Here is an 8,528-nt window from a genome sequence, read left to right on the forward strand (position 1 = left end):
TCGCCCCGCCCGGCCTTCGCCCCCGTCCCCCCGGATCAGGGACAACAGGCAGCCGGACGCACCGGACGCGTACCGGACGCGTACCGCTTGACGCTGGCGGAGGAACTGCACTTCGGCCGGACCGCCCAACGCCTGCGGCTCTCGCCGGCGGCGGTCAGCCAGTCCATCGCCAAGCAGGAGCGCCGGATCGGCGCCCGGCTCTTCGACCGCAGCAGCCGGCAGGTGCGCCTCACCCCGCTCGGCAGACAGTTCCGCGACGACGTCCGGGCGATCCCCGGCAGTCTGCGCCGGAGCCTGGACCGGGCCGCCCTGACCGCGAGCGGCAAGGTCGCCGTGCTCAGGGTCGGCATGATCGGCGACAACGCGTACGACCTCGGGCCCTATTGGAACGCCTTCCGCTCCCTGCACCCCAGCTGGGAACTGTCGGTCCGCCGCTCCTCGTTCGCCGACCCCTTCGCGCCCCTGCGCCGCGGCGACATCGACGTCCTGATCGCCCGGCTGCCGGTCGAGGAGAGCGACCTCACCGTCGGACCGGTCGTCTGCGCCGAGCCGATGGTGGCGATGATGGCCGCCGGCCACACCCTGGCCGGGGACGGGAAGGTGTCCCTCGAAGTCTTCGGCGACCGCGGCCTGTTCGGCGCCGGTACACCGCTGCCCGAGTACTGGGAGGACGCCTATATGCCGTTCGCCACTCCCTCCGGCCGCCCTGTGGAGCGCCGGCACACGGTCATGGCCTGCGAGGAGGTCCCGGCGATCGTGGCCACCTCCGACGCCATCGACATCACCAGCGCCCACGTCGCCCGCTACGGCGCCCGCCCCGACCTCACCTACCTCCCCGTCTCCGACGCCCCACCGCTGCGCTGGGCCCTGGTCTGGCACACGGAATCCGAGACGGAGCCGGTCCGGGCGCTGGCCCGGGTCGTACGGGATCTGGGGACGTTCAGCGAGTGACCGGTGCCGGCCGGCGCGGAGGTCCGCGGAGCGCACCGGCGCCCGCTGCGGGGGCTCGACCGGCGGGAATTGCGTTGCGGTAGGAGTCCGCCGCCAGCTATACGTCGAGATCATGAACGTCTCCCGTATCCCCGCACTGCCCGACCCCGCGACCGCCGCGGCCGAAGTCACCACCGCGCTCAAGTCCCTTGCCGCGCTGGATTTCACCCTGCCGCAGGACGGCGCGCCCGGAGCTCTGCCCGAGCTCGGCGCCCCGGGGGTCTGGGTGGCGGCGGCCGGTGCGTGCGACCCGGCGGACGGTGTGATCGTGTACGCGCACGGCGGCAGCTTCACCAGCCGTATGCCGGAGCTGATCGCGCTCTACGCGCACCGCCTCTCCTCGGCGGCCGCCCGCCCGGTCTTCGTCTCGCACTACCGGCTGGCCCCGGCCGACCCGTATCCGGCGCCCCTCGACGACGTTCTCGCGGCCTACGAGGGGCTGCTCGCCGCGGGCGTCCCGGCCGGACGCGTCACGCTGCTCGGCGAATCCTCCGGCGGCGCGCTGGTCCTCTCGGCGCTCCTGCGCCTGAAGTCGGCCGGCCGCCCGCTCCCGGCCGGCGCGATCACCATCTCGCCCCTGACGGACTTCACCCTCTCCAGCGCATCGATCGACGCGGCCGGCGAACAGGGCGTGGACCGCGCCCTGTTGACCCGCATCACGGAGCAGTACCTCGCGGGCGCCGCACGCGACGAGGCCCCTCAGTCCCCGTACCACGGAGAACTCTCCGATCTCCCGCCGCTCCTGATGCTGGCCGGCGGCGCGGAGGCCTTCCTCGACGACACGCTCCGCTTCGCCGAGGCGGCATCGGCGGCCGGTACGAAGGTGTCGGTGGACGTGTACGAAGCCCTCACGCACGCGTTCCAGATCACGGCCCTGACCCCGCAAAGCCCCACGGGGGAGCGGTTGTTGACCCGCCTGGCCTCGTGGATCGACGACCGCACGGGCAGCTGATGAGCACGGCCCGCCGCTTCGTCGCCCGCGGCGTCCCCGGCGGCTACCGCATCTGGAACCGCCGCCCGGGCCGCTGGTGGGGCGAGGTCTACGAGACCTGCCCGGACGACCTCCTCGCCGAGCTGAACGGCGCCCGCGACCCGGCGCGGCTGGTGGAACTGCAGCGCAGGTACCGGGCGTTGAAGCGCTGAGCAGGGGGTGGCGGGCCGGCGCCGACGTCCAGCGGGCCGGTGCGGCGCATCCCTGGAGCCGGTGCCGCGCACCCCTGGACACGCCCGCCCGCATCCGGCACGGTCGGGAACCCGAGCGAAGGGGGCCCACCTGTGGCCGATCAGCCCGAATTCCGTGGCAGCGCGCTGGTGGTGCGCGGTACGTCGACGGTGTACGACGTCAGCCAGGGGAGCGCGGACGTACGGAGCGGTACGCGATGCACCGCCCGTACCCGCTTTCAGATCGCGTCGGTGAGCAAGCAGTTCACGGCCGCGGCGGTCATGCTGCTCGTCGAACGCGGCGCGGTCGCGCTGGACGACGACGTGAGCCGCTGGATCGGTGACTGCCCGCCGAGCTGGCGCGGGATCACCGTGCACCACCTGCTGACGCACACCTCGGGCCTGGGTCACTGGGAGGACTTTCCCGAGCTCGACCTGACCGCGTGGATGCCGTCCGACGAGCTCCTGAAGGTGTTCAGGGAGTCCGCGCCGAAATTTCCGCCCGGCTCCGGCTGGTACTACAGCAGTCCCGCGTACGTCCTGCTCGCCCACCTTGTGGAACGTGCGGGCGGCGACCCCTACCGGCAGTTCCTGACCCGGCAGATCTTCGAACCGCTCGGCCTGCACGACACGTTCGCGGGCGCGCCGGGCGATCGGTCCGAGGTGGCGGCGGGGCATGCGGAAGGTGCCGTGACACCGTCGTACGAGCTGGACGTGGTCGCCCTGGGCGCCGGCGACATCTGGTCCACGACCGGCGATCTGCTCCGCTGGGACCAGGCCCTGGCCACGGGCGCATTCCTCGGCGACGCGTCCCGGCGCCTGATGTTCACGCCCCACGCGCCGACCGGCCTCGGGGAGTTGGACGCGTACGGCTACGGCTGGCAGACCGGCAGGATCGCCGGACAGCCGGTGCGCTGCCACAGCGGCGACAACGCCGGCTTCAAGGCCTTCAACGCCTGGTTCCCAGACCTCTCCGCCTACGTGATCGTCCTCACCAACCACGCCGAACCCAACCCAGCCACCCTCACGGCCCACTTGACCCGAGCCCATCTCCTCGGCACCTGACGAACACCGGCCTTCGACCGAGCCGCTCGTCACGCGGCGGAGCGTGCCGGGCGAGACGCGGGTCACCGAGCCGGCAGGTTGTGCCACGCGTGCCCGCATCCCCCGGCGCAGTACAGCGTCCGCCTGCGGGTGTCGGCGATGCTGAAGAGGGCGACGAGCAGGCGGAAGGACTTGGTGAGTTCGTAGGCCGGGAGCGCCTCCATCCCGAAGCGCCACTTCGTGAGCATCACGGCCGGCGTGTGAGTGGGACGGATACCGGAACGCGCGATGCTCTCCGGCACGTCCTCCTCGCATGCACGGGCCTGCCGGCAGAACAACACCAGCGCGTGCAGTGCCTTGCGCCGGTCATCCTCTGCGAGGCCCTCGAACCACGCAACGCCCTCGGCCACCGGCCTGAGACCTTGCGCGAGTTCGTTCAGGATCACCTCATGTTCGTACAACACCGTTGCTCACCCCCATGGTTGAGCCGCACGCCACGCAGACGGCGGCCGGTGCCGAAGCTGGGACTACTGCTGTTCCCACTGCTCCTTGGTGATCTCGTACCGGACGCCTCCGTGCTCGGAGCCCTCGACCGGCTCCATGTCCTCGGGCGTGGGGAGGGTGTCCGCGAGCGTCATCCCGAGCTTCTCCATGATGTGGCGCGAACCGCGGTTCACGGTCATCGTCTCGGCCCAGACCATACGCACACCGAGCTCCGTGAATGCCTTGCCCAGCAAGGCCCGTGAGCCCTCGGTGCCGTAACCCCCGCCCCAAGCCGCCTGCCGCAGCCGGTAGCCGAGCTCGACCTCGTCCAGCGGGCCCTCCGCCGCGGGACGCAGGATGAACCAGCCGATGAACGCGCCGCCATCCTTCTCGTGCGCGGCGAACAGCCCGAGCTCCCCGCCCCACTTCTCGTATCCGGCGAGGATCTTCGGCAGATGCTGCTCGCGGATGACTTCCGGCGCGGTCGGCACGCCACCGCTCAGGTAGCGCATCACCGCCGGATCGCTGTCCAGCTCGATCAGCAACTCCGCGTCATCGGCAGTGAAGCGGCGCAGGGACAGACGCTCGGTCTCAAGGTAGGCATCCACGCGTGGATCATCCCTGAACCGCCCCACCGAGCCCAACGGTTTTTCGGCGACCTCCCCGATGCCGACTTCGGCGGCAGCGGTCCCACCGTGGCTCACCCGTCCGCTTTCGCCATCCCGATCGGGCACGTTGGTCAACCTGGGGCGTCCGCAGAGGCGACAGCCCTCGCCGCGTACACCTCACGCCGTACCGGTTCGAGTACGCCGTCTTCATGCTCGTGATCGGGCACGGTGACCGGCGCCGGTGTCAGGGCGGCCGGTCCGCGCAAGGCGTTCGCCAACTCATCGAGTTGGAGGGCGAGTTCATTGGCCGCGGTGGAGGGCGGCCAGGGCGCTCCGTGCCGCATCCGGATGCGGGCGGCGGTGGTCGCGTCCACGACCCGTTCGACCGCGACGACCAGGGGCCACCACGCGGCTGCCCGAGTCCCCATCGGCGGTGGTTCGGACAGGGCCCGCTGGAACTCGGTGCGTACGTCGGACAGATCGAGGTAGAGCCGCCGTCGCATACGGGCACGAGCGGCCCGGTCCGGGACACCGGGTGCGTCGGGATCGAGGAAGGCGCACTCGAGGTAGCGGGCGGCGTTGCTCACGGCGTCGGCGAGTCTGTCGCCGACGCGGGTGTTCCAGCTCTCCGGCCACAGCAGGTAGCCGGCTACCAGCGCGATGCCGCAACCCATGAGTGTGTCGTACAGGCGCGGGGCGATCAGATGGGTGCCCTGCTGGTTGATGACGTCGGACATCAGCAGGATCACCGGTGTGACGGCCGCGTTCTGGTAGCCGTAACCGCGCGGCGCGAGGCGGGGATGAGGGGCGCGAGCAGCGCCATGGCCACCACGTCCCCCCAGCCGCGCGGCACCTGGGACAGGACAACTGCGGCGACCAGCAGGCCCGCGGCGATGCCGAAAGCGCGCAAAACAGCACGTGAGAAGACCGAGCCGAAGTCGGGCTTCATGACGAAGGTGACAGCGAGCGCCACCCAGTAGGAGCGCGGTACCTCGACGAGGGAGGTCAGGGCCTGGGCGAGGCCGATGCACAGGGCCAGGCGCAGGCCGTAGCGCCAGGAGGCACGCGAGAACAGGACGGCGCGGGTGGCGCGGCGGGCGCGTTCGCGCAGGGCGGCAGGGTGCCCGAGCAGGTCGTCGATGTCCTCGGGACCGGTACCGGAGAGGGTCTCGGTGGCGTGGCGCAGGGCGTTGTCGAGGGCCCGTGCGGCCGGGGTGCCGGGCTCTGGCAGGCGCAAATCGAGCGGCCCGGTGAAGCCCCGGTCGACCGCGTCGGCGAGCGTGTGCACCGCGGCAGGCGCCGAGTCGGGGACGGGGCTCCCCGATCGCATGGCCTGCTGGTGGAGGGCAGGGGCGGCCTCGATGACCGGGACGAGGGCGTTGAGTTGGCCGACCAGGCGCACCAGGTCCGGTCGACGGCCGTGGTCGCGGACGCGGCGGGAGAGCAGTACGTCGTACGCCTGGTTGAGCGACTGGGTCACGCGTCGGCGGGCCGTGCCGTAGGCGTCCGGCCCGAGCGCCGCCGCCTGAAGGAGGTCGGCGGCCGCGCGCTAGGCGTCGGCGACCGTGGCCCGTTCGGGCAGGCCGGCCCGCAGTGGCCAGGCGAGCAGGGAGAGCGCGAGGACGAGGAGACCGCCGAGGCCCATCAGGACGGCACCCGCCCACCAGGGCTCGGGCATCGGAAGGCCTGCCCCCACGACCGTGTTCATCAGCAGCAGCATCCCCGCCGCCGAGGAGACGGCGCCGATCGTGGAGATCATCCCGGAGACGAGAGCGATGACGGTGACCACGGCGACGGCCACCCATCCGTGCCCGTACACGAGCGTGCCCAGCGCGATCCCGACGGAGCTGAACAACTGCGGCACCGCGATGTTGAAGACCCGCATGCGGTACGTCGACGTCGGCGAGTCACCGCTGATGACGCTGGACAGCCCGCCCATCGCGGCGAGCGCCCCGTACGCCGGATAGCCGGTGGCGATACCGACAGCGAGCGGCAATGCCATGCTGACGCTCGCGCGGGCGACGGCCGGCCACGGGGTGCGCGCGGGCTTCGGCTTCAGGGGATCGAGAACGCGAGCCGGCCACCCGGGCGGGGAGGGGCGGGAGCCAGGGCGCAGGCGAGACATACGCCCCAGTATGTGACGGTTGCTGGAGGGGTGCTCGCCACGTGATGAGCGGCAACGCGCAACGACTTTGCCCTAGATGTCAGCAGCTCACCCGTCCGCCTTCGCCACCCCGATCGGGCACGACACACCCGTCCCGCCAATCCCGCAGTACCCGCCCGGGTTCTTGTCCAGGTACTGCTGGTGGTAGCCCTCTGCCGGGTAGAACGGGCGGTCGGGGGCAGGGAGGATTTCGGTGGTGATCGTGCCGTAGCCCGAGCCCGTGAGGACCTTCTGGTAGGCCTCGCGGGACGATTCGGCCGCCTGCGCCTGCGCGTCCGAATGCGTGTGGACGGCCGAGCGGTACTGGGTGCCGACGTCGTTGCCCTGGCGGAAGCCCTGGGTCGGGTTGTGGTTCTCCCAGAAGACCTTGAGGAGGTCGGCGTACGAGACCACCGCCGGGTCGAAGACCACGCGGACGACCTCCGTGTGGCCCGTACGGCCCGAGCAGACCTCGTCGTACGTGGGGTGCGGGGTGTAGCCGCCCTGGTAGCCGACCAGCGTGGTCCAGACCCCCGGGGTCTGCCAGAACTTGCGTTCCGCGCCCCAGAAACAGCCGAGTGCGAAGTCGGCGGTCTCCAGGCCGTCCGGGTACGGGCCGAGCAGCGGGGTGCCGAGGACGGTGTGCTGCCCGGGCACGCTGTACGACGGCTCCGGGCGGCCGCGGAGGGCTTCCTCCGGGGTGGGGAGCTGGGGGATGCGGCCGAAGATCATGTGGTTCCTCCCGTACGGGGCCGGGGCCCTGAGGTCGACGGCACCGTCCGGACGGGCCGCTCTGTCGGTGGAACGTCTGCGCCGGGGGAGGGATTCCGGACGCCCGCCCCCGTCAGCGTTCGGTAAGGATTCCGGTCGGTGCTCCTGTCGGTGCTCCTGTCGGTGACTTCCGTCAGTGCGGCAGCGTCGCCGGATTGCCGCCGTTCGCCTCGTACCCCGCGACCGCCATCGCCCGGAACACCGCGTACGCGGCCGCCGGGTCCTGCGACTGCGTCCATGGCAGGGCGCCCACATGCCCGTCCACGGCGACGATCTGGTGCATCGCCTCGCCCCAGCGCTCGGAGCGTACGAGGAAGAAGACCAGCAGATGGCGGGCGTGCGCGGCCATCGGGTCCTCGGGCCGTGCGGACTGCACGGCGAACTGGGCGCCCTCGATCGCGTGCCGCACCACTTCGCTCTGCCAGAAGCTGTTGACCGTCTGCACCTCGGGGAGGTGGTCGTAGACCGCGAAGAGGGGGAGCGCGGCGAGCAGTGAGCCCTGCGGGGCGCGGGCGGCCGCGGCCTCGGCGAACTCGTAGGACTGCTCGCGCGAACCGTGCCACTTCTCGGTCGAGTAGTGCAGCGCCGCGAGATGCGCGCCCATGTGCTGCGGCGCGCGGTCCAGGATCTTCAGCCACAGCTGGTCGAACTCGGCCCGCTGGTAACCGAGTCCGCGCGCGACGGCGAGCTCGATGATGTACGGAACGGGGTCGCCGGGGGCGAGCAGCGCGGCCTCGGCGCAGGCCGCCTTCGCCTCCTCCAGGATGATCCGGTGCTCGTCGGTGCCGGGCACGGCGGTGCGGAAGGCCTGCTGCACGAGGAACTCGGCGTGCACGGCCGCACCGCCTGCGTCCTTGGGCGCCTCGGCCCGCCAGACCCGCAGCCACTGTCCGCCGGGCGCCTCGCTGACGCCGCCCGGCCGCTGCGCCAGCTCGAGCGAGGCCGCGCCCGCGAAGGCCTGGACGCGCTGCCAGCGCAGCTCGCCCTCCGGCGGGGTGCCGGCGAGCAGCTGTGACGCGGCCTTCCAGCTCTGGGTGCCCTGGACCACGTCGAGGACGTCGAGCAGGTCCTGGTCCGGGCCCGGCATCCGGATGTCCAGCTCCTCCTGCAGGGCGAAGCCGTAGTTCGCCGGGTCCGCGGCGTCGGGGGCGCCGGGCGAGGTCAGGCGGATACCGCCACGGCTGCGGCGCAGGAAGGGGCTCAGTGCGGCGCCGAGCATGAGCAGAGCCATCAGGACCCAGAGAATCTCCATGCGTCCAGGGTTCCATAACGGTGGGGGCAGGTGGCGAGGCGGTCTCGGGTGGGGTGCGGGTGGAGCGCCTGTGGGT

At 71.8% G+C, this 8,528-nt stretch carries 8 protein-coding genes and 1 pseudogene; 4 read left to right on the forward strand and 5 right to left on the reverse strand.

Annotated elements, in window-relative coordinates; all coding sequences use genetic code 11:
- From G6045_RS37155 to G6045_RS37170, 4 genes are all read left to right on the forward strand, one after another.
- The coding region (locus G6045_RS37155; protein ID WP_328708043.1) for a LysR family transcriptional regulator at positions 1 to 951 on the forward strand (951 nt) is incomplete at its 5' end.
- 112 nt (positions 952 to 1,063) lie between these two features.
- Positions 1,064 to 1,942, forward strand: coding sequence for an alpha/beta hydrolase fold domain-containing protein (locus G6045_RS37160; protein ID WP_165336651.1), 879 nt, complete (start codon positions 1,064 to 1,066; stop codon positions 1,940 to 1,942).
- Positions 1,942 to 2,133, forward strand: coding sequence for a hypothetical protein (locus G6045_RS37165; RefSeq protein ID WP_165336652.1), 192 nt, complete (start codon positions 1,942 to 1,944; stop codon positions 2,131 to 2,133). The genes G6045_RS37160 and G6045_RS37165 overlap by 1 nt, the downstream gene beginning before the upstream one ends.
- Before the next feature lie 132 nt (positions 2,134 to 2,265).
- Positions 2,266 to 3,216: a serine hydrolase domain-containing protein gene (locus G6045_RS37170; protein ID WP_165336653.1), complete on the forward strand. Its 951-nt coding sequence runs from the start codon at positions 2,266 to 2,268 to the stop codon at positions 3,214 to 3,216.
- A gap of 62 nt (positions 3,217 to 3,278) precedes the next feature.
- Here G6045_RS37170 and G6045_RS37175 read toward each other — a convergent pair whose 3' ends face one another.
- The 5 genes and pseudogenes from G6045_RS37175 to G6045_RS37195 all read right to left on the reverse strand — a co-directional run bounded on the left by G6045_RS37175 (position 3,279) and on the right by G6045_RS37195 (position 8,452).
- A complete protein-coding gene (locus tag G6045_RS37175; RefSeq protein WP_328708044.1) occupies positions 3,279 to 3,641 on the reverse strand; it encodes a DUF5958 family protein in 363 nt (120 codons plus the stop codon).
- An 81-nt stretch (positions 3,642 to 3,722) separates the two neighbouring features.
- On the reverse strand, positions 3,723 to 4,286 hold the full coding sequence (locus G6045_RS37180) for a GNAT family N-acetyltransferase (RefSeq protein ID WP_165336655.1): 564 nt from the start codon (positions 4,284 to 4,286) through the stop codon (positions 3,723 to 3,725).
- Between the two features lie 131 nt (positions 4,287 to 4,417).
- A pseudogene (locus tag G6045_RS37185) lies at positions 4,418 to 6,411 on the reverse strand (FUSC family protein).
- 87 nt (positions 6,412 to 6,498) lie between these two features.
- Complete coding sequence (gene msrA / locus G6045_RS37190; RefSeq protein WP_165336656.1) at positions 6,499 to 7,161, reverse strand: peptide-methionine (S)-S-oxide reductase MsrA; 663 nt, start codon at positions 7,159 to 7,161, stop codon at positions 6,499 to 6,501.
- A gap of 172 nt (positions 7,162 to 7,333) precedes the next feature.
- Positions 7,334 to 8,452: a hypothetical protein gene (locus tag G6045_RS37195; protein ID WP_165336657.1), complete on the reverse strand. Its 1,119-nt coding sequence runs from the start codon at positions 8,450 to 8,452 to the stop codon at positions 7,334 to 7,336.
- Between the last annotated feature and the right edge of the window lie 76 nt (positions 8,453 to 8,528).

The organism is Streptomyces mesophilus, from assembly GCF_011044995.1.
Lineage (GTDB): Bacteria > Actinomycetota > Actinomycetes > Streptomycetales > Streptomycetaceae > Streptomyces > Streptomyces mesophilus.